Genomic DNA, 24,728 nt, shown 5'->3' with positions numbered 1-24,728 from the left:
AGCGCCATGACGGCAACAGCGCCGGCATCCTCGGCGATGCGGGCCTGCTCCGCGGTGACAACATCCATGATGACGCCGCCCTTGAGCATTTCCGCCATCCCGCGCTTAACACGACTGCTGCCGGTCACTGGCGCGGTGGTGGAAGCTTCTTCAACAGTGGACACAGTTTGGCCCCTCGGGTAGAGAAAAGATAACAATCCATGATACGCCCGCCGGGACCCCGGAATCGCCGGTCAGCGACTATATGTAGCCGCAGCGCGGTTGTGCATCCGGACAGGAGTCGGCGTTCAGGAAGCCGTGGCCTGCAGCCGCACGGTCATGAAGCGCTGAACGATGGTGATGATGCTCGCCAGGGCCAGCAGGATCAGGACAACCAGGAGAACCACTTCGGGCAGGCCGAGTCCGGTGAGCCCGGTCACCACCAGCACTGAAACCAGACGCTCAGCGCGCTCGGCAATTCCCACGTTCGCGGTAAACCCAAGCGATTCGGCCTTGGCACGCACATAGGAAACGATCATGCCGAGCACCAGGCATGCCAGGGCTGCGAGGGCGATCGCATTGTTGCTCCCGCCCATGAAGAACCAGATAGCGACACCGGCAAAAAGGGCGCCGTCTGCGATGCGGTCGAGTGTCGAGTCGAGGAAGCTCCCCCAGGATCCGCTGCGGCCTTGAATCCGCGCCATGATCCCGTCGATGACGTCCGAGAACACGAACAGGGTGATGAAGACTGTGCCCCAGAACAGCTGTCCCTGAGGGTAGAAGATGAGCGCCCCTCCGGCCACACCGAGCGTCCCGACGATGGTGACCGTGTCCGGTGACACCCTCCACTTCAGGAGCAGCGTGGCCAGGGGTGTGAAGAGCGAGGTGAAGAATGACCGTGCGTACTTATTCAGCATGGGTCGCCCCGGCGTCTGTCGAGGCGGCAGCTTCATCCCACGCAGCTGCGAGTTGGGCCCGCACCTCGTCGAGGGTCTGCGTGATCGCCTTGGTCTGGGCGATGATCGGAAAGAAGTTGCCGTCCCCGCTCCACCGTGGGACCACGTGCTGGTGTAGGTGCGCTGCGATTCCCGCTCCCCCGGTAACACCCTGATTCATCCCGAGATTGAACCCCGTTGGCCGTGCGACGCTGCGCAGCGCATGCATGGCGGACTGCGTCAGCTGTGCGATTTCGACCGTCTCCGCAGAGGAGATGTCGGTGTAGTCGGGCACGTGGCGGTACGGGCACACCAACAGGTGGCCCGGGTTGTACGGGAACAGGTTCAGCACCACGTAAGCGTTCCGGCCGCGGTGAACGATGAGGGATTCCTCGTCGGTCCGGGAAGGTGCGGCGCAGAAAGGGCAGTCCTCCTGCTTGCTGAACTGGCTCTGGCCGCCCTTGATGTAAGCGAGCCGATGGGGGGTCCACAGCCGCTGAAAGGCATCGGGGACTCCGGCCAGCTCAAAACTGTCCGTCACTTCCCCGTCGTGTTCCTGCCCAACAGCCTCTGTGTGGTCCTGCATGTGCGGCTACTGTTCCCTGTTGCGGACGGCTTCCACAATCCGCTTCACGGCTTCGTCGACGGGAACCTGGTTCTCCTGGCTTCCGTCCCGGAAGCGGAAGGAAACCGCACCGGCGTCGGCGTCGTCTCCACCGGCGATGAGGACAAAGGGAACCTTCTCCTTGCTCGCCGTGCGGATTTTCTTGGGAAAACGGTCGGAACTGATGTCGACCTCCGCACGGATGCCCTCGGCCTTGAGCCTGTCAACGACGTCGAACAGGTAGTCGTTGAACGCGTCGGCGACGGGGATGGCGCGCACCTGGACAGGGGCCAGCCAGGCCGGGAACGCACCGGCATAATGCTCGGTCAGCACGCCGAGGAACCGCTCGATGGAGCCGAACAGCGCGCGGTGAATCATGACCGGCCGCTGCCGGGTTCCATCTGCCGCCTGGTACTCAAGCTCGAAGCGCTCCGGTAGGTTGAAGTCCAACTGGATGGTGGACATCTGCCAGGTGCGGCCGATCGCGTCGCGCGCCTGGACGGAGATCTTGGGTCCATAGAACGCGGCGCCGCCGGGATCGGGAACGAGTTCCAGACCGGATGCCTCGGCGACCTCGGCCAGTGTCCGTGTTGCTTCTTCCCAGGTCTGGTCGTCGCCGACGTACTTCTCCGGGTCCTTGGTGGAGAGTTCCAGGTAGAAGTCGTTCAGACCGTAGTCCTTCAGCAACCCCAGAACGAAGTTGAGCGTGCCGGTCAGCTCATCCTTCATCTGGTCGCGGGTGCAGTAGATGTGGGCGTCGTCCTGTGTCATGCCGCGAACTCGCGTCAGCCCGTGGATTACGCCGGACTTCTCATACCGGTACACGGAGCCGAACTCGAAGAGCCGCAGGGGAAGTTCGCGGTAGGACCGACCGCGCGAGCGGAAGATCAGGTTGTGCATGGGGCAGTTCATCGGCTTCAGGTAGTAGTCCTGGCCGGGCTTGCGGACATTGCCGTCGGCGTCCAGCTCGGCGTCCACGTGCATGGGCGGGAACATACCGTCGCGGTACCAGTCCAGGTGGCCGGAGACCTCGTAGAGGTGGCCCTTGGTGATGTGTGGGGTGTACACAAACTCGTAGCCGGCCTCAACGTGCCGCTGGCGCGAGTAGTCCTCCATAGCCTTGCGGATGATGCCGCCGCGGGGGTGGAAGACCGGCAGGCCTGATCCCAGCTCGTCCGGGAAGGAGAACAGGTCCAGTTCGCTGCCGAGCTTGCGGTGGTCGCGGCGTTCCGCCTCGGCCAGTCGCTCCTGGTAGGCCTTGAGATCATCCTTGGTGGGCCACGCAGTGCCGTAGATCCGCTGAAGCTGCTTGTTCTTCTCGCTGCCGCGCCAGTACGCCGCGGCTGAACGCGTCAACGCGTACGCATTGGAGATCAGCTTGGTGTTGGGCAGGTGGGGGCCGCGGCAGAGATCCTGCCAGACGACGTCACCGGACTTGCGGTCCACGTTGTCGTAGATGGTCAGCTCACCGGCACCGACTTCGACGGAAGCACCGTCGTCGTCGGTGATGTCCCCATTGCCGCCTTTGAGGCCGATCAGTTCGAGCTTGTAGGGCTCGTCCTTCATGGCTTCGCGGGCTTCGTCCTCGCTCGCGACGCGGCGCTGGAAGAGCTGGTTCGTGTTGACGATCTTCAGCATCATTTTCTCGAGCTGCTTCAGGTCATCGGGAGTAAAGGGCTCGTTGACGTCGAAGTCGAAGTAGAAACCGTCGGTGATGTAGGGGCCGATGCCAAGCTTCGCGTCCGGCCGCAATTGCTGCACAGCCTGCGCCATCACGTGGGCGGCGGAGTGACGAAGGACGTTCAGACCGTCCGCCGAACCGATGGTGACCGGCTCCACCCTCGCGCCGTCTTCCAGTTCGCGGCTCAGGTCCCACAGCTCGTCATCTACACGGACTACGACGACGTCGCGCTGCTCCTTGAAGAGGTCGGCTCCAGTCGTCCCTGTGGTCACCCGCTGCTCTTCGCCGTCGACGATGAGGGTGATTGATGGGGGCGCTGACACTGAGGTCTCCTCTTGATAAGGGTGAACTGGTTGGATAGCTGATCGATCAACCGTACCGGCGGGCAAGGACGAATGAGTGCCCAACACTCCTGCCGCGGTCTTCTCGATGGTATCCGTTGCGTGAGCGGCCAACCAACCAACCCACCCGCTGCGCCGCGTTCACAACTTCAGTGGCAACAGCAGCTAAGGCGTTCGGCGAACTTTCAGTTCATACTCGATAAACGCGTCGATCATCGCCCGGTAGGTCCGCTCAACCACGGTGGGATCGACGTCCTGTTTCTCGGCGAAGGCACGCACGTTCGCGATGACTTGCTCCACCCGGGCAGGCGCGCGTACGGACTCGTCGTCGTCCTTAAGGGAACCGGCCCGGCGTATCAACCGCTCGCGGCGGGAGATCAGGCCGACCATCTGCTCGTCGACCTCGTTTATGGCAATACGGACAGCCTTCAACTGTTCGGCGTGGACCGATCCGGGTTTTGCAGGGTCGGGCGTCTGTGGGCTTGGCATACGGTGAGACTACGCGAGAGCCTGCCCGGCGGCACCGTTGATTACGACGTGGGCAGGGAATGCAGGCGGGCCCCCAGGCGTTACATCTGCGGACAGAAACACTGACTATCCAGCGAACTCGACGAGTCCGCGATTCACCGAAGGAGCACCGTGGATTACACACCCCCTGCCGGCAGCATCACCATGTTCAGCACGACCTGGTGTGGCTATTGCCGCAGGCTGAAGTCGCAGCTCGACGCGCAGGGCATCGGCTACCAGGAAATCAACATTGAGGAAGTGGATGGAACCGCGGAGCTGGTTGCGTCATTGAACGGCGGGAACCAGACCGTACCCACCGTGATCTTCCCGGACGGGACCACGGCCACCAACCCGTCGGTGACCGAAGTGAAGGCGCGCGTAGGCGTCTAAGCCCCTTCACGAGAAGGCAGGACCGGGCCCATTCCGGTGGGGACGTGTCCTGCCTTTCGATGCGGCACGTTCTCGCTCGAAGGCGCCACCCGGGCGCTGACCGGAAGCAGAGTCAGCTCATTGCACCGTATCGCCATAGACGGCGACGACGGCGTCCGCCACCTCACCCACAGTGAGTCCGGGTACGAGGTCGTCCGCCGCTCCGGCCGTTGTCGGGTTCCATTCCAGGTCCAGTGCAGCGTAGGTCTTCTCAAGTACGGCCCGGATGGGCGGCGAGTTTTCGACCACGACGACCGACGAAAACAGCCACGCTCCCGAAATGACGCGCTGGGCTGTGCCGACCAGTTTCACCTGTACCTGCCCGTTCCCGTGGACACTGAACTCTCCGGGACAGTACTCGCCCGGGATTTCGCCGACGGCGGCGTCGACGCCGACCCGCCGGAGGGCTTCCGCCAGGATCTCGCCAAGCAGCCCGAAGCGGGAACGCGATCCGGCGATCGCGTCGTCGTGCGGCTCTATGTGATCCACGATCAGGCAGCCCTGGTGGTAGGCCGCCGCCCGTCCGCCGGCCTTGCGGATCAGGGGTTCGAACCCCTCCGCCCGGGCCGCGTCGGCGGCCGCGCCGAAGCCGGGTAGCCGGGCATCCCGCTGGCCGAAGGCAAGGGTCGGGAACGGTCGGTACAGGCGAAGCGTCGGCGGCAGTTGCCCGGACGCGGCGGAACGCAACAGCGTAAGGCCTCGTTCAAGATCCGCGGCAGCGCCAGTGGACGGATCGCGAATCAACGCAAGCTGAGCGTACGACCAGGGGTGGGTACTCATCCAGCCCAGCTCCTGTCCATGGTTTTCCTGAGGCTTCCACCCCATTTATATCGCTGCCGTTGCGATCTCCGAATTCGACGGTGCAAAGCTCACGCAATCAGTCACCGGCTGAGTGCGAGCGCAACAACGAAGCCGTCAGGCAGCTTCAGGTCAGCGGGCGGCACGTCCCTCACCGCATAGTCGCGGGCGCCCACCCGGGCGACGGGCATCAGGACATCGACGGCGGCCGGATTCACCATCAATCCGGTCCCTGCTGCCTTGAGCACTGCTTCCTTGCGGGACCACAGGGCGGCGCGGAGGCCAGGCCTGTCAGGTTCCCGTACGCCCTGAATCCGCGCTTGTTCAGCCGGAGTGAAGACGCTTTCATCAAGTTCCGAGCCGCCGAACCGGCCGATCTGCTCAAGGTCGATTCCCACGGTGGGCAGCGAGAGGGACGTGTCCACGACCGCCGCTGCCCAGCCTCTGCTGCGGCTGAGACTGGCAGCTATGGGCAACGGTTCCCCATCAATAGTCCAGCCCGGCTGCCCATGGTCAACCGCATTGCAGGCCGGACACGTGAACCGGGCATCCAGGCGCCTGCCGTCGATACCCGAAGCTTCACTCAGCAGATGACGTAGCCAGGAGCGTCCGGCGAGGAATCGGTGACGTACCGCCGGATGCACGATCATCGCGCCGCGTGCGCGTTCACCGGCGTCCACGTACCCCACGCTCCGGCCGTCCAGGTGGACCGCATGCAGGTCCAACGGGCTAGCGTCCGCCGTCGATGTTCCGGCTTCTCTGCTCCACTCCGGGGGTCCCGTACGGATAGTCGGCAAGCTCCGGAGCGCTGACCTCGGAGAGCCGGGCGATCTCGTCAATGCTCAACGTAAGCGTCGCCGCCCCAAGATTGTCCGCCAATTGCTCCGTGGTGCGCGCACCGAGGATGACGGAGGTCACCGCGGGCTGCTGCGCGACCCATGCCAGCGCCACCTGGGATGCGCTGACCCCACGCGTCTCTGCGATTTCCAGTACGACGTCGATGACCGCCCATGTGCGCTCCTGCGCGTTGCGCTTCTCCCACGCTTCCATGCCGCGCTTGGGATTCTCACCGAGCCGCGTAGCACCCTCGGGTGCGGTGTCCCGCTTGTACTTGCCTGTCAGCCAACCACCACCCAGAGGCGACCAGGGCAACAACCCCATCCCGGCGTCGAGCGCAGCCGGAACAATCTCCGGCTCAATCCCGCGCACCAGCAGGCTGTACTGCGGCTGAAGGGTGACCGGGAGGTCCCAACCGCGCGCCTTCGCAATTCCGACCGCCTTGGTCAGCTGCCATCCGGTGTAGTTGGAGAAGCCGTAGTAGCTGATCTTGCCGGCGCTGACGGCGTCGTGCAGGAATCCCAGCGTCTCCTCAAGTGGAGTGAGTGGATCCCAGGAATGCATCTGGTACAGGTCGATGTGGTCTACGTTGAGCCGCTTGAGCGAGGCATCGAGCGCCAGGCGAAGGTGCCTGCGGGAGAGTCCAAGATCATTGGCACCCTTCCCCATCGGGAAGCGGCCCTTGGTCGCCAGGATCATCTCTGAAGCGGAGGAGCTTTTCGCCAGCCATCGCCCGATGATTTCCTCGGACGTTCCTGCGGTGTAGACGTCGGCGGTGTCAATGAGGTTGCCGCCGGCGTCCGCGTAATCATCGAGAATGGCGTGCGACGTTGCTTCATCGGCTTCAGCGCCGAACGTCATGGTGCCCAGCGCATACGCCGAGACCGATGTACCGCTGCTGCCGAGGTTCCTGTACTCCATCAACACTCCTTGGGTTGTCGCACTGTGAGCACGGTTACACAGATGGCCAACGACGACGGCGGCTGCCGCATTCCCTGCGAAGCCTCAGGACAGCTTCCGCAGAGTCAGGATCTGTTCGCTTCGCCCGAACGGTCCGTCGAGGTCGTGGAGGACGGACGAGGTCAGACCGATCCCATCCCGTCCGAATGTCACTCGGGTGTCCAGACCCAGCCACTCGCCTGCGGGCTGACGGTGAAGGTGCACCTGCAGATCCACGTTGGGGAACGCCCAGCTTCCCGGTCCGGGAGGAACCCGCGTGGCAATGCCGTTGGCAGTGTCAATGAGCCCGACGAGCCGCGCCGAACCCGACGACGGTTCACCCTCCACCAGTGGGTGCGGCGTCCTGAGCCATACCCTCCCACGGCCGGCTCGGTGGCCCTCAACCTTCCGGACTTCGATGGACTGGATATAGCCGCCGGGCCATTCAGCTACGGCGTCGTGTTCCGTGCCCTCGTCAGGCCCCGGCATAGGTGTGTCTTCCAGCGCAGCGACCGACGACGTATCGCTGGTGGCCAGCCGCCAGGCGCGGGCGCGGATCGCCGTCCGGCCGCCGTGCTTCATCTCCGCCTCAAGCAATTCGATAGTTCGCCCGGGCCTCGCCATGCGGGTCGCTACCTCGACGGTTTCCAGCGGGATGAGACCGAGTATCTCGTAGGAGATACGCGCCATCTGCAGCTCTGCCCGCGGTTCGAACTGCTCAAGGCAGTGGGCAAGAAGCCCTGAGGCCGGCGCCATGTGCTGCTCGTGCTCGTTCCAGGCGCCCTGTGCGTGGATTGTTGCCTCGAACTGCCCGTCGCCCAGCGGACGATAGTAGGAATCTGCCATAGTGCTGATGAACACGCTCCTCAGGGGATGATCCGAAAGGGCGCGCACAGGACGGCCCTGGTGCGAGGATACCTAATCCCTGCTGCGGCGTGCGCACCGCTCAGCGGATCAGTAGTCCGGATCGCTGGAGCGCCCGTGGGCCTGCCCTGTAGGGATGCCGAAAGTGACCAGCTCCGGTTCGGAACAGCAGCCGCCGAGATCGGTGCTGCACACTCCTGTTTCGGGTAGTTCGAGGTGAACAGCGGAGGCGCCTGCTTGGTCCCCCGCAATGGCGGCGACCACGGACCGGACCTGTTCGTATCCGGTGGCCAGGAGAAAGGTGGGTGCGCGGCCGTAGCTCTTCATGCCAACGAGGTAGAAGTCCTTGTCCGGATGCGCCAGCACATCGGCCCCGTGCGCCGGAACGGTTCCGCAGGAATGGAATTCGGGGTCGATCAGGGGTCCGAGCGCCCGAGGCGCTTCCACGGCGGGGTCAAGTTCCAGCCGGAGTTCGCGGAGCATACCCAGATCAGGACGGAAGCCGGTTGCAGGCACGAGTACGTCCACCTTGACAGTACGGGCGCCGTCCGGGGTTGAGGCGTGAACGGTAAGGGCGCCGTCGTCGGCCGTCAGAGAGGTGATGGTGAAGGAGGTGATCAGCTCCACGACGCCGTCCTCCACCAACGAGCGCAGGCGGCTGCCCAGGGCGCCTCGGGCCGGGAGCGCGTCGAGGTCACCGCCCCCGTACAGCCGCTGTGCAGATCCGGCCCCGCGAACGGCCCAGAAGAGACGGGTTCCTGGTTCGGCTTTGGCAACCTGACCAAGGCTCAGCAGGGTGTTTGCAGCCGAGTGCCCGGCACCGACAACCATCACCCGTTTGCCGGCGAAGGTGGCGCGGTCCGAGCCGGTGACGTGCGGAAGGGGGCCGGTGATGAAGGGCTGCGCAGCGTCTTCGCCCGGTGCGGCGAGGCCCGCCTGACCGAGCGGGTTCGGTTGGCTCCAGGTGCCGGAAGCGTCGACGACGGCACGAACCAGATGATCCTCGAGTCCCTCCGGGCCCAGGACCCGAACCAGGAAAGGCTGATTCTCGCGTTCTGTGCTCCGCGTCTTGTCCATGCCGTGCCGCGTGACTGCCAGGACCTCGGTGTTGAGGCGGAGCGCTGCCGCGATGGCGGGGACTGCCGCGAGCGGTTCGAGATAGGACTCCACCAGCTCGGCGCCGAAGGGAAGCGCAGTGCCGCGTGGAGCCTGCCAGCCGGTGGACTGCAGGAGGCGACGGGCGGCGTCGTCGACGTTGTACTGCCAGGGCGAGAACAATCGAATATGGCCCCACTGGCGGATGGCGGCGCCCACGGCGGCGCCCTTCTCAAGGATCAGCGGCGTGAGTCCTCGTTCGAGCACGTGTGCAGCGGCTGCCAGGCCAATGGGGCCGGCTCCGATGATGGCTACGGGCAGGTGGTGCTGATCCGACATCGATGGTCCTTCCGTTCCGCGTATCCGCAGGGCGATCTATATTGATCTTTATCGATATGAGTATCCGGTTTTATATCGATAGTTGTCAATGTTGTCATCCCGTGTCGATGCGTGCGCACGTGCGCACTCAAGGATTATATTTGCACTGTGCTGACGGTTCTCCGGGTTCCTGCCTATCGCAACCTGTTCTCGGCGCAGGCTATCGCGCTCCTTGGGACAGGCCTGCTGACAGTAGCGCTGGGACTCCTCGCGTTCGATCTTGCCGCCGAACGGGCCGGTGCGGTGCTCGGTACCGCACTCACGATCAAAATGCTGGCGTACGTGTTCGTTGCGCCCCTCGTGGCCGCGCTCGTTGAGCGTCTGCCCAAGAAGACCGTCCTGATAACAGCTGATGTCATTCGTGCAGCAGTTGCCCTGATGCTGCCATTCGTTGACGAGGTGTGGCAGATCTACGTTCTGGTCTTCGTACTGCAGTCGGCCTCTGCCACCTTCACCCCCGCGTTCCAGTTCGTCATTCCCGTGCTTCTGCCGAAGGAGCGCGACTATACAAAGGCGCTGTCGCTCTCACGGCTTGCCTACGACCTTGAGTCCCTGGTGAGCCCCCTGCTGGCGGCTGCGTTGCTGGTGGTCATGAACTACCACAATCTGTTCGTGGGCACGGTCGTTGGGTTCCTGGTCTCTGCCCTCCTGGTGATAACGACGAGACTGCCCGCTCCCGCACAGGCCGATCGAACTGGCTCCCTGCTTCACCGGACTACGCTTGGCGCGCGGATCTTCCTACGGATACCCTCGCTTCGCGGACTCCTGGCATTGAACCTGGTTGTGGCGTGCGGTACCGCGCTCGTGCTGGTGAATACCGTTGTCTACGTCCGGGACCTGTACGGCGGAACCAACGCTGAAGTGGCAATCGCGCTCGCCTGCTACGGCGCCGGATCGATGGTTGTGGCGCTGACGACGCCGGCCCTCCTGGAGCGCTACCGGGACCGCACACTCATGGTGACCGGCAGCATCCTGGTTTCGGCAGGTGTCTGTTCAGCAGCCGTTGTCGCCATGGTGCAGCCGCCGTGGCCGGTGATGCTCCTGCTGTGGGCGTTCCTCGGGGCCGGCACTTCCATGATCAATACCCCATCCGCGCGCCTTCTGCGCCGCGCAGCGAGCGAGTCGACCCGGTCCTACCTGTTCACCGCCCAGTTCTCCCTCTCCCACGCCTGCTTCATTGCCACCTACCCGGTGGCGGGATGGGTCGGAGCCGCCGCCGGCCAGCCTGCGGCGGCGTTCATTCTGGCGGCACTGGCTACACTTGGCGCAGTAGCAGCATTACGTCTCTGGACTGCCGAGCCGCCGGCAACATCCGGCGGGCACGTCGATCGTCGACTAGGAGTACATCGTTGAGCGATGATCCGATCGGCCCGCGTCCAAGCCTGAATCACCCGAACAATCCGGATGAAGCCCGGCTCGACGTCGGTGCGGCCCTTTTTCGAATGCTCGCCGACCCCACCCGGCTCCACATCCTCTGGTTACTCTCCGAGGAACCGGGCGACGTCAGCTCACTGGTTGAACGCACCGGAGCGACCCGCACATCTGTCAGCCAGCATCTGGCCAAGCTTCGTTTCTCTGGCCTGGTAACCACCCGGAAGAGCGGCCGCAATGTCATTTACAGCATCGCGGACGGGCACCTTGCGCGGCTGGTACGGGAAGGCCTCAACCACGCCGATCACCGCGTCACGGGCGAGCCGGTACACGACTGAGCACTGCGATTTGTTAGGGGACCCACGGCTCCAGCGAGCAGCGTCAGGCGTGGTTCCTGCAGGTCTGGATAACCCCTACCCGCAGTGTCGACAAAGTCCGAGAGTCAGACGACAACCGGCACTGGGTGCACTTCGTCCGGCGCGTGACCTGCACGCTCATGGATGCGGCGCACGGCGTCTGCTGACGGTGCCTCGGACAGGCAGTACACCACTCCGCTGTCCGGATCTGCCCATGCCTGCTTGAATACGACATCCTCTTCGGACTGAATATCAAGGTCGGCCTTGTGCGCAGCCTTCAGCTGTTCCGCAGTAATGCCTTTCATATTGTGATGGACGTCCATGAATTCGGCCATGACCGTAATCCTTCGAATAACGGGACTAGCAAGGGTCCCAAAGCCTGTTCTCGGTGGCGCGGGCCTCAGTCCGCGCGCCTGCGCCGACGGGAACCCCTAGCTGGATGGGGCTCATCGGGTAGTGCGGAGGCTGGGTCGGTGTCTCCGCTGCTTGGCCGGTCGGAACATGTGCTCCAAGCCGGTAGGCACATTGTCCCGCTGCAGGGCCAGCGGCACAATGACAAATTCTCAGGTGCCGCAGAATGTCCGGTAGGAGCCGAAGTCCTCGGGCGCCCCGGCGGCGTACCGCTCGAGCCCCTCGCGCTCCTCAAACGGTGCCGTAACGGCGGCAAGGAGTTGCCCAAGGGGTTCCAGGTCTCCGTCGGTAGCCGCTGCAAGTGCTTCCTCCACGAGGTGATTCCGCGGGATATAGACCGGGTTGACCCGATCCATCACGTCGGCTGACGGGTTCAGCGCACGCCACTCCCCCAGCCAGGCATTGATACGGGCGGTGTCGGTGAAGAACGCGCGCGCGGTCTCAGCGTTGCCGCGGGCGGCAGCGCTGAGACTGCGCAGGAAGGACGTGTAGTCAATCTGACCCTCTTCCAGCAGGGTCAGGAGCTTGCCTGCGATGTCGGAGGCATCGACGTCGTCACTGAGACCCAGCTTCACGCGCATGCCGTCGGACCAGGCGCCGCTGTATTGGGACGGGAACCGGCTCAGCGCCTCTTCGGCGAGTTTCACGGCGTCGTCCTGGTTCTCGTGAAGCAGCGGCAGGAGCGTTTCGGCGAAGCGGGTCAGGTTCCAGTGGGCGGCTGCAGGCTGGTTTGCATAGGCGTAACGGCCCATCGTGTCGATGGAGCTGTAGACGGCGGAAAGGTTGAAGGCGTCCGTGAAGGCACACGGACCGTAGTCGATGGTTTCACCGGAAATGGTCATGTTGTCGGTGTTCATGACCCCATGGACGAATCCCACCAGCATCCACTGGGCCACGAGTGACGCCTGTGCTGAGATGACCGACTCCAGCAGGGCAAGATGGCGATTCGGGAACTCCGCAGCCTGCGGGTAGTGACGTGTGATGGCGTAATCCGCGACGCGTTCCAGCAGTGCCATATCGCCGGTCGCCCGCGCGTACTGGAAAGTACCGACGCGAAGATGGCTGGCTGCCACCCGGGCCAGGAGGGCACCCGGCAGCAGCTCTTCGCGCTGGACGGGACGGCCGGTCGCGACGACGGCGAGTGAGCGGGTGGTCGGGATGTGGAGCGCGTGCATCGCTTCGCTAGCAATATACTCGCGCAGCATGGGGCCAAGAGCGGCCAAACCGTCGCCGCCGCGTGCAAACGGAGTGCGGCCCGAGCCTTTGAGGTGAATGTCCCGGAGCCCACCCGCGGGGTTGGTCACCTCACCGAGCAGCAGTGCGCGTCCGTCGCCGAGGCGAGGACTGTACCCGCCGAACTGGTGGCCCGCGTAAGCCTGTGCGACGGGGGTTGCGCCCGAAGGCACGAGATTGCCGGTCAGCAGACGAACGCCGTCGGGACCCCGAAGGAAATCAACGTCAAGGCCAAGTTCCGTTGCGAGCTGCTCATTGAACACAAGCAGCTCCGGATCGGCGACATCTGCAGCCTGCCACGACATGCCCATTTCGGGCAGGTGGCGGGCGAAGTGATTATCGAGGGTGATGGCTGGCGCAGTTGAAACAGTCACCCTATCGACAACAGGAACGGTGATCTGATTGTTCCCGGCGAGCGCTCGCCGTGGTGCGGTGCAGACGGTGCCTTTTCGTTATCGCTTTCCTCATCGGCCGGGCGTATTTTGGAATTATGTCGGCGATGGGCCGTCCGCCCGGCGCCGTTGGGATACGGAACCGGAAAGGAGCCGGAGATGTCCATTTTTCGACGGAAGGGCAAGGATACAGAGAACAAGGAAACCGACGCTGCACCCGCCCGCCACAAAGACTTCCGTGAGGGGTACGTCCTTGTCCATGGAAACGAGAAAAAGGCCGACGAGCTCGCCATGAGGGCATATGGCGACAGTGATGGCGACGGGAAGCCGGACGTTCCGTTCATGCCCTTCCCTGGGTAGCACCAGGGCAGAGGACGTCGACCGCCCGAACGACCGGAGTTTCCCCTAGCGGCCGATGGGCGCCGTCTTTCCGTCCGGACCGTCAAGGACGTAGGTGACCTCCGGCGGCTCAGGCCACCCGTCCAGGAGACTCTCGATGTCTTCGGTGTTTTCCGGGTCCGCGGCGTCTATGGCGACGTGGTCGAGCTTGCCGTCGAATACCTGTAACCGGATCTCGAGCGGAATCCCTTTCCTACCCGTGAATCGGCCTCGGATCGGGAACACGTGATCGTGTGGGACTGCGCGCGGCAACTCATCCGGAACCTGGAACTGCACCGACTGCGGGAACCTTTCATCCCAGTAGACCTCCTGTGCGGTCTGCAGTTGTGCGAGAAGCTCAGGTGCCCCTGCTATCTCCGCTGCTCCTAGAATGCCTTCGACCAGGCGCCGAACCGTAGGATCGACAGGCCGCATCTGCTCCAGCTCATCGAGCGGCATGGCTTCGAACAGGTCTTGCCTGGCTGCGATACGGTCACCGAGGAACCCGGCGAAAGTAAGCGCTGCCGCGCCCGCTGCCATCCAACGGCGCGGGTGCTTCACTCCGGCCGCACGCAGCTTCTGCTCCAGACGCGCGTCGATCGAGTCCCCAGCCTCTGCGAAGCGCAAAGTGACACCTGCCGCTGCAAGCCCGGCTACGGTCCTGAGAAGGGCGCTCGTTCTACGGGCACCGCCAACCGTGAACGCCACGTAAGCCCCGGTCACGACCGCTGTTGCAACGTGGGTATCGCGCCGCTGCGTGGTGTTGAGCTTTGATGGATCGATGAGGGTAAGTGCCCCCATGACAGCGGTGGATACGACGCCGAAAAGCGGCGACGTCGCAATGGTGGGTGACTGCTGATTGGCTCGGGTCATCGTGCACTCCTCAACTCAGGGGTTTTCCTTCCAAAAGTATCGGGCTGCGCGCGGGACAGCCAGTGTCGAGCTGACGAAAGGGCCATGCTTGCACGAGGCATCGTTACAAGGTGCTAGTTGGCGGAACTTTCGAGTGCCCGGTTGAGGAAGCGCGCGCCGTCCGCGAACGAAGCGGGATTGGGTCCGGAGTAGTTGAGGCGAATGTACGGTCCGGGTGGTTCAGTTGGGAACCATTCAGTACCCGGTGAGATGAGCACACCAGCAGACTCGCAGTCCCGGGTGAATCGCTCGAGGTCCGTTCCGTCGGGCAATTGTGCCCAGAGGTTGAGGCCGCCTTTGGGCAGGTGCGCAACGTGAAGGCGCGGGGCGTGTTGCCGAAGACTGGTCGCGAGCAGATCGCGGCGTGACTGGAGTTGGTGCCGTAACCCGCGGAGGTGCGTTTGCCAGGCTGGTTGCGTGACGACGTCGAGGGCAGCCGATTGCATGATGCCGCTGACGTACATGGATTCGGCTGTCTGGTCGGCGAGGATACGATCGCGCGCAGGCCCTCTCGCGATTATCGCGGCGACACGGATGGCAGGAGAAACAGACTTGGTGAGCGAGCGGAGGTAAATTACGTGCCCCGCGTCGTCTCGTGCAGCGACGGGAACCGAGGTCGTGGTGATGCCGAAGTCATGGGCCCAGTCGTCTTCGACCATGAACGCACCATGCTGACGTACCACTTCCAGCACCTGTTCGCTTCGCTGGCGCGACCATTGTGCCCCGGTGGGGTTGGCATAGTTGGGCTGCGCGTAAAACAGGCGCGCGCCGGTCTCCTCGAAGGCACGACCAAGCTCCTCCGGGTTCGGGCCGTCTGCATCGCTGGGAATGGGAGTCACCTCGACGCCGGTGTGTTCTGCTGCTCGGATGGCACCCCAGTAGGTGGGCGATTCCATGAGAACGGGACGCCCGCTGCCGGCCAAAGCGCCAAAAATAGAGCTCAGTCCGCTCTGGCTCCCGGGCACAACGATCACATCGCTGGAGGCAGGAGGCGTAACTCCAGCGGGAGTAGCACTACGTAGTTCATTCGCGAACCAGGACTGGAGTTCGGGCAATCCTGCGGTAGACGGTTTGAAGAGGGCCGCGTCGCTTCTGGCTGCCCTCGCTAGGGCGGCGCGGACGAGCCTTTCGGGGAGCAGCTCCCGGTCCGGGTATCCGGAGTGGAAGGCGACGACGTCGTTGGGGGCGGTGCGCATCGCAGCAGTGGTCGGACGAACAGGAAAGCGCAAGGAACCCAAAGCGGCAGTCTGCCAACTGAAATCCGATGGCCGCGCGGAGGGGGCTATCCGGACAAACGTTCCCACGCCCGGCCGGCTCTCGATGAGCCCCTCGGTGCCGAGCTTTCGCAGGACCTTCTGAATGGTGACAGGACTTGCTTGATACTGGGACACCAGCTCACGCGTTGACGGCAGACGGGAACCGGGCGGCGCGCCAGCGATCCATTCCCTGAGTCGCACGGCGATTCGTGAACTGCTATCGTCAGACATGAGAGACAAGAGTAGCGCTACTGCAGTTTATTCGCCAGTGATATCGCGATTTCGAGGTTCCGGCGTATGGTGGGGCCTTCTCGGTGTCGCTGCGTTTTCCTTCACAGTTCCGTTCACCCGCATCGCCGTGGAGGGTCTATCGCCACTCTTCATTGGTTCAGCGCGGGCCGTTGTCGCCGCGGTTCTGGCCGCTGGCGCCCTTCTCCTTACCCGCCAGCGACTGCCGCTACCGCAGCAGTGGGTTCGGCTCGGAGTTATTGCCGGTGGAATCGTTGTGGGCTTTCCACTTCTGACGTCGTTCGCCCTGACCTCCGCAGACGCCAGTCACGGCGCCGTGGTGATCGCCCTGCTGCCGGCAGCCACAGCTACGGTCGCAGTCCTCCGCGGTCGGGAACGGCTACCAACCTTGTTCTGGGTCGCCACTGCTGCCGGGGCGGTCGCGGCTCTTGCCTTCGCCTTCACCCAGTCGGGCGGCCCCGGGCCCTTGAGCTGGGCCGACCTGTTACTCCTGGGAGCGGTCCTGGCGGCTGCCCTCGGATATGCCGAGGGCGGTCTCCTCGCTCGGGAACTAGGTGCGTGGCAGACCGTCTCGTGGGCACTGGTCCTGGCATCACCGCTCATGGTGCTCCTCACGGTCATCTCGGTAGTACAGCAAATACCCACAGGAACCAGCAGCCAGTGGATTTCTTTCGCCTACCTGGGCGTGGTCAGCATGTTTCTGGGGTTTTTCGCCTGGTATCGAGGACTGGGCATCGGGCCCATGGCGCAGGTGAGTCAGATCCAACTCGTCCAACCCGTTTTGAGCATCTGCTGGGCCGGGCTCATACTCGGGGAGAAGCTGACAATCCCAACCATCGTTGGTGGGATTGCGGTCATCCTGTGCGCGGGGATAGCCGTCCGAGTACGGTTGGCTCCTCACGCCAGACGGAAGGTTTGAGACCGCCGCCGTCTACAACTGTCCGACCGGAATCCGGAAAAGCGGCCATCTCCAGGCCACACGCGGGCAGCTCTGAGATTGTACTTTCGGTCCATATGGTCTTCAGCGAAATTCTTCCCAAGCTTCCCCGCAGTTCCGCCTAAAACCCAAGCGCCGGCTGCCACACTCATTTCAGCGCCCGCTCGGGGCGCGCCGCACTGCAGGGAACATTATGAGATTGAAATCCGCGCTTGTCGCCGCGCTTACGACCGGCCTTCTCTTCACCGGGCTCGCTGCACCGGTCGACGCCGCCACCACCTACACGACTAATCTCAGGGCCGCGGTACGTGCCTTGCCCCTGGCGGTGGAGAACAATGCTGGCTATGACCGGAACCGTTACTTCGGCCAGTGGATCGACCAGAACAAGGACTGCCAGAACACCCGCGCCGAGGTTCTCATCACAGAGAGCAGGGTCGCCCCGAAGTACACGACCATCAAGCCCTGCGCCGTCGCAAGCGGCAAATGGGTGACCACCTTCGACAACAAGACTCACACCTCAGCCAGCACCGTCCAGATCGACCACATGGTGCCCGTCCACGAAGCCTGGGGATCCGGTGCCAGGAACTGGACCCAAGCCCGTCGGGTCGCCTTCTACAACGACCTCGCCTACGCCGGTTCGCTGAACGCCCAGACCAGCAGCCTCAACTCCTCCAAACAGGCCTCCGGGCCCGAGCAGTGGATGCCACCGGCGAACCAGTGCGCGTACATCGCCCAGTGGACCGTCGTAAAGGCACGCTGGAGCATGACCGTCGATAAGGCGGAGAAGGCCGCGCTCATCAAGTGGGCGGACAAGTGCGCCGCCATGCAGCTGAGCATCACGAGGGTCTGATCGGAACGACCGGTCCGTCAGGAGAGGCGAAACGGGATCACTCTCCGAGAGCCGGCTCGCCTCCTGGAGCAGACGTCTGGCCGGCACGCGTTCGGGATCAACTAGACGGTTTCGCCCTTGCAGTCTCTCCTTTGGTGCCGGCCTCTTGCCAGCTCATAACAAAAGTGGGAACCTGCTCGGAGAAGAGAGATCCGAGGGTCCATGGCACAGGGCGCGGAGGTCGACGGTCGCGCTGTCGACGAAATTCAATCATCTTTTCGGGGTGAACTCGTCCGTCCCGGTGACGTCGATTATGACAACCATCGCAAGGTATGGAACGGATCGATTGATCGTCACCCCGCGCTTATCGCGCGCTGCAGCGGCGTCGCAGATATACGTGCTGCCCTGAGACTCGCCCGCTCGCAGGATCTGCTGGTCGCCGTGCGGGGCGGTGGTCATAGCTTTCCCGGCCTGTCAGTGTGCGACGACGGCGTCCTCATCGACCTGGCGCCGATGAAAGGGATCCGAGTGGATTCGGAGGCGCGAACGGCACGAGTCCAGGCGGGTGTCCTACTTGGCGAACTCGATCGTGAAACCCAGGAGTACGGGCTCGCTGTTCCCGCTGGAATCGTCACTCATACCGGCGTTGCCGGCCTCACATTGGGTGGTGGCATCGGGTGGGTGATGCGGAAGTACGGACTCACAATCGACCAGCTTGTGTCCGTGGATATGGTCACCGCCGACGGTGAGCTGGTCAGGGCGAACGAGGACGAGAACGCTGACCTTTTCTGGGGCGTACGGGGAGGCGGGGGGAACTTCGGCATCGTCACGGAGTTTGAGTTCCGGCTCAACTATGTGGGCCCCCAGGTTATGGCGGGTCCCGTCTTCTGGGCCATGGAGGATGCTTCCGAAGTGCTGCGCTTCTACCGAGACTGGATTGAGGATTGCCCTGATGAGCTCATGACGATCGCCGTGCAGCGCAGGGCGCCGGCTTTGCCGGTTGTTCCCCCGGATCTTGTCGGAAGGCGCGTGCTTGCGATTGCTGCTTGTTACGCGGGGTTGGTAGAAGAAGGTGAACGAATTCTCCGGCCTTTGAAGGAATTCGGGTCCCCTGTGCTCGACCTTTGTCAGCCGAAGCCGTTTCTGGATCATCAGAAGATGTTCGACCCGTCATTCCCTCACGGCTGGTATTACTACGTCCGGTCCTGTGATGTCGCAACTCTTACCGACGATGTCATCGACATCGTTATCGAGCACGGCCGTCGTATCACCTCGCCGGTCGCGAGCGTGGCTCTATGGCAAATGGGCGGAGCGGTGGGGCGAGTGGACAATAGTGCCACCGCGTTCAATGGCCGCCAAGCCGGGTTCACCTTCAATATCAACGGCAACAGTAAGACCGCCGAGGGCTTCGACGCTGAGCGCAGATGGGCCCGCGACTATTGGTCCGCCCTTTCGCCCCACCACACCGGCGTGTACGTCAACTTCCTTATGGAAGAGGGCGAGGAACGGGTCAGGCAGGCTTACGGAGCCGCCAAGTATGACCGACTCAAGGCCCTCAAGCGCAAGTACGACCCCACAAACTTCTTCACCCTCAACCAGAACATCAAGCCCAACTGAAGGCCGATGGAGCTCTGAACAGCCCATTTTGTCCGGACCGTGGAAGCACTTACCTGCCTAAGCGCTAGGACGCATTCATGTCCTGCTCTGCGTTCTCCCACTCCGTGACCAACCGATGGTCGGGGTTCAGGTAGGTGTGGTTGTCAGCGATGACCTTTTCAGTCTTGGTCGTCGATACTGTCCATTTGCCAGAACAGCTCTTGCACTTGATTGTTCCCATGTCCGCCCCCGGATAGTCCCGCTCTGCTGCAACACTCTCAGCATCCTGTCGAATGGTTTAGGCGTCAAGGGTTTTGTCCATTCGTGAGAGTTAGTTGAGAGACTCTTGAAGTTACCTTGCAGTAACCGCTCACCCAAGCGCACGTCCGAACATACTTCAATAGGACTTTGCTCAAAGCTCACGTTCATGGAAAACCGCCCGCAGGTTGAGCTTGCGGCGGGTTTGGTGTTCGTGCAGCGCATCGACCAGGACGGAAGCTCCAAGCCATGTCGCACCGAGCTTGTGTACCAGCGACTGGAGGGCAAACAACTGACCACCCGTATCCACGATGTCGTCGACCGCCAGCACTTTGTCCCCGGCTTTGATGAGTCCCTTTCGGATACCGAACACGATGTGGCGGTCGAGGTAGTCGGGCGGGCTCGTCGATGTGATCCACGCGTCCTCGTCGAAGAGCTGGCTCGGGTCCTTGCGGATCGGACAGAAACCGACGCCGAGGTGACTAGCAGCGAGGCCTCCTGCCAGGTAGCCACTAGCGGATGGGCCGATCACCAGTGTGATGTCGTTCGATCGAAACGGTTCGGCGAGTAGCGAGCCGACCCCTGCGAGCACCGTTGAGTCCCGCCACCACGGGAAAAGGTCGTAGTAGCGGTAATCAGACGTGCGTGACGATTTCCACTCAAACAGCCCGGCCATGTGGGCTTTGAGTTGGATGTGATCGGTAGTGGTTCGCACGTGCCGAGCTTACCGGGCAGGCGTGACAGCGCGAGGACTCGGTTGCCGTCGTCGGCGGCGCCATCGGCACAGCTGCCGGTTAGCAGCCTTGCCGAATGACCGATACGTCGGTCTCAGTGATGTGAACGAGAGTGGACGTACCGTTGTTTTCCCTCGATGCTTCAGTCAGCAACTGTTCAGGGTCCGCATCTGCAGCGACGCAGAAATCACCGGGCAGGGTGAACCCGTCCAACTCGACGTACTGGCCCTCCAAATACCAGTCATAGACGTCGACCCACCCCTCGGAGAGCCCTTGGCGTACCTCCAAGGCTTCAGCTTCCTCTTCCGCGCCGCAGTCGAAATTCTCGTCGTCGTACCTTCGCTGCTCGCCACCGAGGTTGCCGTCGTCGCGCAGGCACCATCCTTCCTTGCGCGATCCGCGCCACTCGGTGCTGTCCGCCGGGCGGAGCTGATAGCGCTGGAATTCCTGTACGTGAAAGTGGTTGTGACCGTCTTCGACTTCGTACTGCATGATGGCTTCCGTTTCAACTTCCCGCACGCTGCCGTCAGCCTGGAGAATGTTCTGGGTGACCTGCAGTTCGCGTGCCAGCACGCTCGGCCTAACGCCAATGACGTCCAAGGGGCCGTCTCCTTTGTTCACTATGGACGCATCAAAGCGGAGGACCCTGCGATCGCCTTCGTAGGCCATGTGAAACGAATCAAGCGGCAACATAGCCAGATCCGGCAGTAGATCCCCTGTAGCCGGAGCGCTCGCAGCTGGGTCCGGTTCCGCCTCGCTCGACGCTGCCGGACCGACGGTTGCCGCACCGTCAACGCTGCTGGCCGGACCTTCACCCGGTGAGTTATTCGCCGGTGTACAGGAGCTGGCAAACAGTACAACAGCCGTGGCGAGGCAACAGCGCGCCGCTTGCGAATTGGGTGACATGACGGCCCCCTGGGTTCTGATGTGCCTGCGCTGCGGTAGCGCATATCACACATCATCCTCCTGAGGGCGGTTTTATGCACTGATCGATCGTGGTTCTGGCCGCCACTTCAGAGCGCTCATGTTCTCAACAGCCCTAGCCCTGTATTCCGCGAGCAATGCTTTGGAGTGGCGAAGTTCGGCTTGCTCTCTTGAGGTCCCCATCTGCCAATTGTTGCCCGCTGGAAAGCAACAACAAGAGCAGCAGCTTGCAGGCATCCAATGGATCCTTCTCCCCAACAGCGCCTGCCGCCACAGACTCGCACCAGGGTGAAGTGCATCTCGTTCGCGGACAGAACTAGCTATTAGGCCATTGCGATCGGGATATCCGTTGCTCGATTCAATCTGGTCGAGGGCTGCGGGTCGGGCAGATGGTTACGCTGGGTGAATGGCGACAGTTCTTCTCGTGCGGCACGGCCGCACCACAGCGAATGCCTCTGGGTTGCTGGCCGGGCGAGCCGATGGCGTCGGCCTGGACCAGATCGGCCGCGACCAAGCGGCACTGACCGCTGACCGGCTTGCGACCGTGCCCATCGTCGGAGTGGTCTCGAGCCCCCTCGAGCGTTGTCGGCAGACCGCTCAGTTCATCCTCGATCGCCAGGCCGGCACCGCACAGGAGCCGATCGATATCAAGCTCGACTCCTGTCTGACTGAGTGCGATTACGGCCAGTGGCAGGGCCGTACGCTCAGTGATCTCGCGACCGAGGATCTGTGGTCGGTCGTGCAGTCGCAACCGTCCGCTGTCACTTTTCCGGGCGGCGAATCCATGGCCGCGATGCAAGCCCGGTCCGTGGCAGCGATTCGACACCGCGATGCAGCCTTCGAAGCCGAGCACGGGGCAGAGGCAGTGTGGGTGGCGGTAAGTCATGGTGACATCATCAAGTCGATCCTCGCCGACGCGCTCGGCATGCACCTCGATATGTTCCAGCGCATCAACGTGGGCCCGGCTTCTGTATCGATCGTGCGTTATGGCACAAGCCGGCCAAGCGTCTACGCAACCAACACCGACGCCGGAGACCTGTCGTGGTTGGCGAACTCTGTCAACGCCGACGATGCCCCGGTGGGTGGTGGCGCAGGCCACACGGCGCCATCAGCCCGATGACCCTAAAATAGCCCTATGCCTACAACTGTTCACGAGTTCGCCTGGCCTGACCGCGTCGTCGTCGGAACCATCGGCGTTCCGGGGCAGCGCACGTTCTACCTGCAGGTACGTGCAGGGAAGCAGATCGTTAGTATTGCACTGGAGAAGCAGCAGTCGGCCCAGCTCGCCGAGAAGATCGACGAGGTCCTCGATCAGCTCATCACGATCGAGGGCAACCCGTTCAGCGTTCCCACGAGTACGCCCATCGAACTCGTCGACAATGACCAGCTTGAGCCGGTTCAGGAACAGTTCCGAACCGGCGTCATGAGCTTGGGATGGGACCCGACGACGGCGCAGATCGTCGTCGAGGCCTATCCGCTCACCGACGTCGATGCCGAGGAAGACGCATTCCCTGACGACGACGACACTGACGCCTCCGAAGTGCTGCGGGTGCGCATGCCGGTCGGTACCGCCCGCGCATTCGCCAAGCGGACCCGGGAGGTGGTGGGTGCCGGGCGTCCAATCTGCGTGCTGTGCGGTCAGCCGATCGACGCAGACGGGCACACCTGCGCCATTCCCGAAGTCTGATGCCGGCGCCAGATTTGATGACCGCCGAGCTGACGCTCACGGGCCGCATCACGACGGCGTCGAACGCCACCTTTCTGGGCAGCATCGGCGCCACGACGGTCGTGTACAAGCCGATGGCAGGCGAACGTCCACTGTGGGACTTCCCCGACGGCTTCCTTGCCCACCGCGAGATGGCTGCCTATCTGGTCTCGGAGGCCCTTGGCTGGAACCTCGTGCCACGCACGTGGCTGCGCGACGGTCCGTTCGGCGAGGGCATGGTGCAGCTCTGGCAGGAGACAGACCCCGACCAACATGCGGTGGACCTAGTCCCGACGGACGACGTACCCAAGACCGGTTGGAAAAAGGTCCTCGAGGGTCAGGACGAGAAGGGTAGGATGGTCGCCCTCGTTCACGAGGACACGCCGGCACTGAGACGCATGGCCGTGTTCGACGTGGTGGTCAACAACGCCGACCGCAAAGGCGATCACGTCCTTGCCATGGAGGACGGACACCGGTATGGCGTCGACCACGGGCTCACCTTCCACAGTGACCACAAGTTGCGCACCGTGCTCTGGGGGTGGCTGGGCGACCCTCTGAGCGCCGAGGAACTCGACGGCGTCGATCGCGTCAGCGAGGGCTTGCACGGTGAACTCGGCCGAGACCTGGCGGAAGTGCTCACAGCCGAAGAGGTCGGCGCGCTCGCCGCGCGTTGCGCCCGCTTGTGCGCGGGAGGGCGGTTTCCCGCTCCGGGCAGCGGGATGACGGCGGTGCCCTGGCCATTGTTCTAAGTGAATGGCTACAGGCATCCACGACTTGGGGTTGATGCGGACGTAGTTGCCTAAAGCCTCGGCTCAGGAAATCTGCCGGGTTCGTCTGGCGCCCCGTTCTCCCTCGCCTTCGACAGAGTGAATATCCCATAGCGCATCGCACCGGTGCGGTACGCCAGGATCAGGCGGGGGAAGGTCAGAACGGAGATGCGATTGCGTCCGCCAAGGGCTAGGCGACGGATCTCACGATCGACGAACATCGCCTTCACAAGTCGACGGGCGCAGATCGTCCATGTGCGCGCGACGCGGCGGCTGACATCCTCATAGCCAACGATCGCAAAACCCGCAGCCATTGCCATCGCCTCATATTCCTCGCGCGTGCCCATCGAGGGCAGCCGTCCTTCCCGGCAAATCGGTTCGAGCAGGTGGCGGACCTTCCAACCGCTAGCATCAGTCTCGGCGAGCCACGCGCAGACGACGAAGCGTCCGCCGGGCGACAGTACGCGATGCGCCTCGGCGAAGAACGCGGGCTTGTCGACCATGTGCTCGCTCGACTCGATCGCCCATGCGGCATTGGCCGAAGCATCGGTCAGCCCGTTGACGAGCCAGTCGCGGAGATGGATGTCCACGTCGGGTGCGGGATGTGCGGCGGCGTAGTGGGCCTGTTCAGAGGAAAGCGTGAAGCCGGTAACGCGGGCGCTGCGTGTCACCGCGAGCTGCCTCGCGGTGGAGCCATAGCCGCAGCCGATGTCCACGCACGCCTCGCCAGGCATAAGCCGCAGCCGATCGCCGACCGCGTCGACAAGCGCCTCGACCGCCTCGACCGGAGTTTCGCGACCCGTCGTCCATAGCCCGTGATGGACGTGCTCACCCCACACTCGACGATAAATCGGATCGAGCTCGTCGTAGTGATCCGCTACCGCCACGGCGTTCTGCGAAATGTTAGGGACGATCACGCCGTCACACTACAACGCCGATCCATGCCATCGGAAGGCCTGGACCGGATCCCATAGAAGATATGGGATTGCTGGCTTGATAACGAAAACCGCCAACTAGCAGACGATCGGTTCGT

Annotated in this window: 27 protein-coding genes and 1 pseudogene; 10 read left to right on the top strand and 18 right to left on the bottom strand. The window is 63.2% G+C overall.

Features of this window, described 5'->3' with window-relative positions; all coding sequences use genetic code 11:
- From AC4D1W_RS16515 to AC4D1W_RS16495, 5 genes and pseudogenes are all read right to left on the bottom strand, one after another.
- A pseudogene (locus AC4D1W_RS16515) lies at nucleotides 1-164 on the bottom strand (pyridoxal 5'-phosphate synthase lyase subunit PdxS); the annotation flags it as partial.
- 123 nt (nucleotides 165-287) lie between these two features.
- Nucleotides 288-896 carry a phosphatidylinositol phosphate synthase gene (gene pgsA, locus AC4D1W_RS16510; RefSeq protein ID WP_490893077.1) on the bottom strand — a complete coding sequence of 203 codons (609 nt, stop codon included), beginning with the start codon at nucleotides 894-896 and terminating at the stop codon, nucleotides 288-290.
- Entirely contained in the window at nucleotides 886-1,500 is a 615-nt protein-coding gene (locus AC4D1W_RS16505) for an HIT family protein (protein ID WP_490899465.1), read from the bottom strand. The genes pgsA and AC4D1W_RS16505 overlap by 11 nt, the downstream gene beginning before the upstream one ends.
- A gap of 6 nt (nucleotides 1,501-1,506) precedes the next feature.
- Nucleotides 1,507-3,522: a threonine--tRNA ligase gene (gene thrS / locus AC4D1W_RS16500; protein WP_490893075.1), complete on the bottom strand. Its 2,016-nt coding sequence runs from the start codon at nucleotides 3,520-3,522 to the stop codon at nucleotides 1,507-1,509.
- A gap of 183 nt (nucleotides 3,523-3,705) precedes the next feature.
- Nucleotides 3,706-4,029, bottom strand: a complete 324-nt coding sequence (locus AC4D1W_RS16495) for a chorismate mutase (RefSeq protein ID WP_490893074.1) — start codon at nucleotides 4,027-4,029, stop codon at nucleotides 3,706-3,708.
- 150 nt (nucleotides 4,030-4,179) lie between these two features.
- Between AC4D1W_RS16495 and AC4D1W_RS16490 the strand changes: the two genes are divergently transcribed.
- A complete protein-coding gene (locus AC4D1W_RS16490) occupies nucleotides 4,180-4,437 on the top strand; it encodes a mycoredoxin (protein WP_490893073.1) in 258 nt (85 codons plus the stop codon).
- A 117-nt stretch (nucleotides 4,438-4,554) separates the two neighbouring features.
- On the opposite strand, the gene AC4D1W_RS16485 is transcribed toward AC4D1W_RS16490, so the two are convergent.
- The 5 genes from AC4D1W_RS16485 to AC4D1W_RS16465 form a co-directional block, all read right to left on the bottom strand.
- A complete protein-coding gene (locus AC4D1W_RS16485; protein WP_490893072.1) occupies nucleotides 4,555-5,256 on the bottom strand; it encodes a lipoate--protein ligase family protein in 702 nt (233 codons plus the stop codon).
- Nucleotides 5,257-5,357: 101 nt separating this feature from the next.
- Nucleotides 5,358-5,999, bottom strand: coding sequence for a 4'-phosphopantetheinyl transferase family protein (locus AC4D1W_RS16480; RefSeq protein WP_490899464.1), 642 nt, complete (start codon nucleotides 5,997-5,999; stop codon nucleotides 5,358-5,360).
- Between the two features lie 4 nt (nucleotides 6,000-6,003).
- The gene (locus AC4D1W_RS16475) at nucleotides 6,004-7,032 is read right to left on the bottom strand and encodes an aldo/keto reductase (RefSeq protein WP_490899463.1); all 1,029 of its coding nucleotides are present in this window, start codon (nucleotides 7,030-7,032) and stop codon (nucleotides 6,004-6,006) included.
- An 84-nt stretch (nucleotides 7,033-7,116) separates the two neighbouring features.
- On the bottom strand, nucleotides 7,117-7,896 hold the full coding sequence (locus AC4D1W_RS16470; protein WP_490899466.1) for a thioesterase family protein: 780 nt from the start codon (nucleotides 7,894-7,896) through the stop codon (nucleotides 7,117-7,119).
- Nucleotides 7,897-8,004: 108 nt separating this feature from the next.
- Complete coding sequence (locus AC4D1W_RS16465; protein ID WP_490893069.1) at nucleotides 8,005-9,348, bottom strand: NAD(P)-binding domain-containing protein; 1,344 nt, start codon at nucleotides 9,346-9,348, stop codon at nucleotides 8,005-8,007.
- Nucleotides 9,349-9,495: 147 nt separating this feature from the next.
- Between AC4D1W_RS16465 and AC4D1W_RS16460 the strand changes: the two genes are divergently transcribed.
- Nucleotides 9,496-10,740, top strand: a complete 1,245-nt coding sequence (locus AC4D1W_RS16460; RefSeq protein WP_490899462.1) for an MFS transporter — start codon at nucleotides 9,496-9,498, stop codon at nucleotides 10,738-10,740.
- Entirely contained in the window at nucleotides 10,737-11,096 is a 360-nt protein-coding gene (locus AC4D1W_RS16455; RefSeq protein WP_490893067.1) for an ArsR/SmtB family transcription factor, read from the top strand. Before AC4D1W_RS16460 ends, AC4D1W_RS16455 begins: the two co-directional genes overlap by 4 nt.
- A 104-nt stretch (nucleotides 11,097-11,200) precedes the next feature.
- Here AC4D1W_RS16455 and AC4D1W_RS16450 read toward each other — a convergent pair whose 3' ends face one another.
- Both AC4D1W_RS16450 and AC4D1W_RS16445 read right to left on the bottom strand, forming a co-directional pair.
- Nucleotides 11,201-11,449, bottom strand: a complete 249-nt coding sequence (locus tag AC4D1W_RS16450) for an SCO4226 family nickel-binding protein (protein ID WP_490893066.1) — start codon at nucleotides 11,447-11,449, stop codon at nucleotides 11,201-11,203.
- Between the two features lie 228 nt (nucleotides 11,450-11,677).
- Nucleotides 11,678-13,132, bottom strand: coding sequence for a protein adenylyltransferase SelO (locus tag AC4D1W_RS16445; protein WP_490899461.1), 1,455 nt, complete (start codon nucleotides 13,130-13,132; stop codon nucleotides 11,678-11,680).
- A gap of 177 nt (nucleotides 13,133-13,309) precedes the next feature.
- Here AC4D1W_RS16445 and AC4D1W_RS16440 point away from each other — a divergent pair, with 177 nt between their 5' ends.
- Complete coding sequence (locus AC4D1W_RS16440; RefSeq protein WP_490899460.1) at nucleotides 13,310-13,510, top strand: hypothetical protein; 201 nt, start codon at nucleotides 13,310-13,312, stop codon at nucleotides 13,508-13,510.
- Between the two features lie 45 nt (nucleotides 13,511-13,555).
- Here the strand turns inward: AC4D1W_RS16440 and AC4D1W_RS16435 are convergent, their stop codons facing one another.
- On the bottom strand, nucleotides 13,556-14,401 hold the full coding sequence (locus AC4D1W_RS16435) for a hypothetical protein (RefSeq protein ID WP_490899459.1): 846 nt from the start codon (nucleotides 14,399-14,401) through the stop codon (nucleotides 13,556-13,558).
- A gap of 113 nt (nucleotides 14,402-14,514) precedes the next feature.
- The gene (locus AC4D1W_RS16430) at nucleotides 14,515-15,927 is read right to left on the bottom strand and encodes an aminotransferase-like domain-containing protein (protein ID WP_490899458.1); all 1,413 of its coding nucleotides are present in this window, start codon (nucleotides 15,925-15,927) and stop codon (nucleotides 14,515-14,517) included.
- Between AC4D1W_RS16430 and AC4D1W_RS16425 the strand changes: the two genes are divergently transcribed.
- The 3 genes from AC4D1W_RS16425 to AC4D1W_RS16415 all read left to right on the top strand — a co-directional run bounded on the left by AC4D1W_RS16425 (nucleotide 15,926) and on the right by AC4D1W_RS16415 (nucleotide 19,328).
- Nucleotides 15,926-16,864: a DMT family transporter gene (locus tag AC4D1W_RS16425; RefSeq protein WP_490899457.1), complete on the top strand. Its 939-nt coding sequence runs from the start codon at nucleotides 15,926-15,928 to the stop codon at nucleotides 16,862-16,864. The two genes, AC4D1W_RS16430 and AC4D1W_RS16425, sit on opposite strands and share 2 nt — an antisense overlap.
- Before the next feature lie 211 nt (nucleotides 16,865-17,075).
- Nucleotides 17,076-17,732 carry an HNH endonuclease family protein gene (locus AC4D1W_RS16420; RefSeq protein ID WP_490899456.1) on the top strand — a complete coding sequence of 219 codons (657 nt, stop codon included), beginning with the start codon at nucleotides 17,076-17,078 and terminating at the stop codon, nucleotides 17,730-17,732.
- A gap of 201 nt (nucleotides 17,733-17,933) precedes the next feature.
- Nucleotides 17,934-19,328: an FAD-binding oxidoreductase gene (locus AC4D1W_RS16415; RefSeq protein ID WP_490899455.1), complete on the top strand. Its 1,395-nt coding sequence runs from the start codon at nucleotides 17,934-17,936 to the stop codon at nucleotides 19,326-19,328.
- A gap of 64 nt (nucleotides 19,329-19,392) precedes the next feature.
- Here AC4D1W_RS16415 and AC4D1W_RS16410 read toward each other — a convergent pair whose 3' ends face one another.
- From AC4D1W_RS16410 to AC4D1W_RS16400, 3 genes are all read right to left on the bottom strand, one after another.
- A complete protein-coding gene (locus AC4D1W_RS16410) occupies nucleotides 19,393-19,548 on the bottom strand; it encodes a hypothetical protein (protein ID WP_490899454.1) in 156 nt (51 codons plus the stop codon).
- Nucleotides 19,549-19,719: 171 nt separating this feature from the next.
- Entirely contained in the window at nucleotides 19,720-20,280 is a 561-nt protein-coding gene (locus AC4D1W_RS16405) for a phosphoribosyltransferase family protein (RefSeq protein ID WP_490893058.1), read from the bottom strand.
- Nucleotides 20,281-20,359: 79 nt separating this feature from the next.
- Nucleotides 20,360-20,899: a lysyl oxidase family protein gene (locus tag AC4D1W_RS16400; RefSeq protein ID WP_490893057.1), complete on the bottom strand. Its 540-nt coding sequence runs from the start codon at nucleotides 20,897-20,899 to the stop codon at nucleotides 20,360-20,362.
- 730 nt (nucleotides 20,900-21,629) lie between these two features.
- Between AC4D1W_RS16400 and AC4D1W_RS16395 the strand changes: the two genes are divergently transcribed.
- Genes AC4D1W_RS16395 through AC4D1W_RS16385 form a run of 3 tightly spaced genes read left to right on the top strand, consistent with a single transcriptional unit; the run spans nucleotide 21,630 to nucleotide 23,677 of the window.
- Nucleotides 21,630-22,343 carry a histidine phosphatase family protein gene (locus AC4D1W_RS16395; protein WP_490899453.1) on the top strand — a complete coding sequence of 238 codons (714 nt, stop codon included), beginning with the start codon at nucleotides 21,630-21,632 and terminating at the stop codon, nucleotides 22,341-22,343.
- A gap of 15 nt (nucleotides 22,344-22,358) precedes the next feature.
- A complete protein-coding gene (locus tag AC4D1W_RS16390) occupies nucleotides 22,359-22,910 on the top strand; it encodes a DUF3090 domain-containing protein (protein ID WP_490899452.1) in 552 nt (183 codons plus the stop codon).
- Complete coding sequence (locus AC4D1W_RS16385) at nucleotides 22,910-23,677, top strand: SCO1664 family protein (protein ID WP_490899451.1); 768 nt, start codon at nucleotides 22,910-22,912, stop codon at nucleotides 23,675-23,677. Before AC4D1W_RS16390 ends, AC4D1W_RS16385 begins: the two co-directional genes overlap by 1 nt.
- A gap of 50 nt (nucleotides 23,678-23,727) precedes the next feature.
- Here the strand turns inward: AC4D1W_RS16385 and AC4D1W_RS16380 are convergent, their stop codons facing one another.
- Nucleotides 23,728-24,612 (bottom strand): SAM-dependent methyltransferase, encoded by an 885-nt coding sequence (locus AC4D1W_RS16380; RefSeq protein WP_490893053.1) that lies wholly within the window; start codon nucleotides 24,610-24,612, stop codon nucleotides 23,728-23,730.
- Nucleotides 24,613-24,728 lie beyond the last annotated feature (116 nt).

This window comes from Arthrobacter sp. TJ-170, assembly GCF_058269305.1.
The sequence above is the reverse complement of the archived record's forward strand: the minus strand, read 5'-3'. Positions and strand labels throughout refer to the sequence as shown.

Coding starts and splice junctions, on each gene's coding strand:
- AC4D1W_RS16505 (WP_490899465.1), bottom strand. CDS start 1,500: ATGCAGGACCACACAGAGGCTGTTGGGCAGGAACACGACGGGGAAGTG.
- AC4D1W_RS16410 (WP_490899454.1), bottom strand. CDS start 19,548: ATGGGAACAATCAAGTGCAAGAGCTGTTCTGGCAAATGGACAGTATCG.
- AC4D1W_RS16465 (WP_490893069.1), bottom strand. CDS start 9,348: ATGTCGGATCAGCACCACCTGCCCGTAGCCATCATCGGAGCCGGCCCC.
- AC4D1W_RS16395 (WP_490899453.1), top strand. CDS start 21,630: ATGGCGACAGTTCTTCTCGTGCGGCACGGCCGCACCACAGCGAATGCC.
- AC4D1W_RS16470 (WP_490899466.1), bottom strand. CDS start 7,896: ATGGCAGATTCCTACTATCGTCCGCTGGGCGACGGGCAGTTCGAGGCA.
- AC4D1W_RS16390 (WP_490899452.1), top strand. CDS start 22,359: ATGCCTACAACTGTTCACGAGTTCGCCTGGCCTGACCGCGTCGTCGTC.
- AC4D1W_RS16420 (WP_490899456.1), top strand. CDS start 17,076: ATGAGATTGAAATCCGCGCTTGTCGCCGCGCTTACGACCGGCCTTCTC.
- AC4D1W_RS16485 (WP_490893072.1), bottom strand. CDS start 5,256: ATGAGTACCCACCCCTGGTCGTACGCTCAGCTTGCGTTGATTCGCGAT.
- AC4D1W_RS16415 (WP_490899455.1), top strand. CDS start 17,934: ATGGCACAGGGCGCGGAGGTCGACGGTCGCGCTGTCGACGAAATTCAA.
- AC4D1W_RS16430 (WP_490899458.1), bottom strand. CDS start 15,927: ATGTCTGACGATAGCAGTTCACGAATCGCCGTGCGACTCAGGGAATGG.
- AC4D1W_RS16385 (WP_490899451.1), top strand. CDS start 22,910: ATGCCGGCGCCAGATTTGATGACCGCCGAGCTGACGCTCACGGGCCGC.
- pgsA (WP_490893077.1), bottom strand. CDS start 896: ATGCTGAATAAGTACGCACGGTCATTCTTCACCTCGCTCTTCACACCC.
- AC4D1W_RS16495 (WP_490893074.1), bottom strand. CDS start 4,029: ATGCCAAGCCCACAGACGCCCGACCCTGCAAAACCCGGATCGGTCCAC.
- AC4D1W_RS16425 (WP_490899457.1), top strand. CDS start 15,926: ATGAGAGACAAGAGTAGCGCTACTGCAGTTTATTCGCCAGTGATATCG.
- AC4D1W_RS16440 (WP_490899460.1), top strand. CDS start 13,310: ATGTCCATTTTTCGACGGAAGGGCAAGGATACAGAGAACAAGGAAACC.
- AC4D1W_RS16475 (WP_490899463.1), bottom strand. CDS start 7,032: ATGGAGTACAGGAACCTCGGCAGCAGCGGTACATCGGTCTCGGCGTAT.
- AC4D1W_RS16435 (WP_490899459.1), bottom strand. CDS start 14,401: ATGACCCGAGCCAATCAGCAGTCACCCACCATTGCGACGTCGCCGCTT.
- AC4D1W_RS16450 (WP_490893066.1), bottom strand. CDS start 11,449: ATGGCCGAATTCATGGACGTCCATCACAATATGAAAGGCATTACTGCG.